At 66.0% G+C, this 1593-nt stretch carries 2 protein-coding genes; both read right to left on the bottom strand.

Features of this window, described 5'->3' with window-relative positions:
- On the bottom strand, positions 1–552 hold a 552-nt coding region (locus WCB02_RS17025; RefSeq protein WP_423959735.1), incomplete at its 3' end, for an ABC transporter permease.
- The gene (locus tag WCB02_RS17020) at positions 549–1541 is read right to left on the bottom strand and encodes an ABC transporter permease (RefSeq protein ID WP_423959733.1); all 993 of its coding nucleotides are present in this window, start codon (positions 1539–1541) and stop codon (positions 549–551) included. The genes WCB02_RS17020 and WCB02_RS17025, both read right to left, overlap by 4 nt.
- Positions 1542–1593 lie beyond the last annotated feature (52 nt).

Raw genomic sequence — 1593 nt, 5'->3', positions numbered from 1 at the left:
GCCATAGACGTAAGCCGCGAGAGCGATCCACGCCGGCACGGGGAAGCCGAAAACATCCCCTTGGCCGAGCCAGATAAAATTTGTGTCGTACGAGACCGAGACCGACTGGTTCTGGGCGAGCAGCAGGCCGGTCCCGCTCGCCATCAGCATGCCCGACAAGGTCGCAATGAACGGCAGGATGCGCATGCGCGTCACCATGAAGCCGTTGATCACGCCGACCGCTGCGCCCACACCGAGTCCCCCGAGCAGACCGGGAAGCAGGCCGTAGGGCGAGAGCAGCGCCGAGACCACGCTCGCGCAGGCGGCCGTCGTGCCGACCGAAAGGTCGATGCCAGCCGTCATGATCACGAAGGCCATGCCGAGGCTGGTCAGCGCGAACATCGAATTGTAGCGCAGCACCGAAAGCACGTTATACGCGCCGAGGAAATGATCGTAGCGCAGCGCGCCGAACAGGATCAGCGCCACGAGCGCGATCAGCACCCGCTGCTGCGCCGCCCAGGCGATGCTGCTAGGGCGGGCCGGACCCACATTGGTCGTCGTCTGAACGCTCATGCGCTTCTTGCCCGCTGCTGCGACCAGACGGCGCCGGCGATGATCGCCCCCTTGACGACGAGCGCCGCCGCGTCCGGGACGCCGTTGGCGAGCAGCGTGTAGCGTAGGAGCTGGATCAGGAGGGCGCAGATCAGCGAGCCGACCACGCTCGCCTGTCCGCCGGTGAACGGCGTGCCGCCGACCGCGACCGCAGCAATCGCATCGAGCTCCATGCCCAGCCCGACCAGATTAGCGTCGCTCGACGAATTAATGGATATGACGACGAGCCCGGCGATTCCCGCGCAAAGTCCGCTGATGGCGTAGACCCAGCGTTTGACCGGGTTGACCGGAACGCCCGCAAGCCGCGCGGCGCGTTCGTTGCCGCCGATCGCGAGAATGTAACGACCAAACAGGGTTCGCTGGACCATCCAGGCCGCCAGGGCGACAAGGATGAGCATGACGATCACCTGAAACGGCACGCCGAAAACGCGACCGAGGCCGATGAATTGGAACGTCGGGTTGTGGAACGCCTGCAGATTGCCGTTGGTCAGCACCTGCCCGATGCCGCGGCCGGCGATGAACATCACCAGCGTGCCGACGATCGGTTGCACCTGGAAACGGGTGATGAACCAGCCGTTGAACAGACCGAGCAGCCCCGCGACCCCGATGGGGACGACGAAGGCGAGCGCAGTCCCGAGGGCCGGATGCGCGGCGCCGAACGCGCTCAAGAAGATGAGCGGCGCGAGCGCGCCGGCGATCGCCATCAGCGAGCCGACCGAAAGATCGATGCCGCCGGTCGCGATGACAAGCGTCATGCCGACCGAGACGATGACGATGGTCGCCACCTGAGTCAGGTTGACGTTGAGCGTCTGGAAGCTCGCGAAATGCGGCGTCCAGGCGAAATTGAACGCTAGCAGCGCGATCAGCGCCGTCAGCGCGGCGTAGCGACGGAAGAAGGCCAAAACGTCAGGCGCGGCGCTCTTGCTCGGAAGGGTCGGCGCGTCAGCCATTCGCCGTCTCCCCGGTCGCGGCGGGGTCCTCGTGCGCCATGGCGGCCATGAT

Source organism: Bradyrhizobium sp., assembly GCF_049581145.1.
GTDB lineage: Bacteria > Pseudomonadota > Alphaproteobacteria > Rhizobiales > Xanthobacteraceae > Bradyrhizobium.
This window is presented reverse-complemented; position numbering and strand designations above follow the sequence as displayed.

Excerpts from the sequence above, each read along its gene's own strand:
- WCB02_RS17020 (WP_423959733.1), bottom strand. The coding sequence starts at position 1,541 with ATGGCTGACGCGCCGACCCTTCCGAGCAAGAGCGCCGCGCCTGACGTT.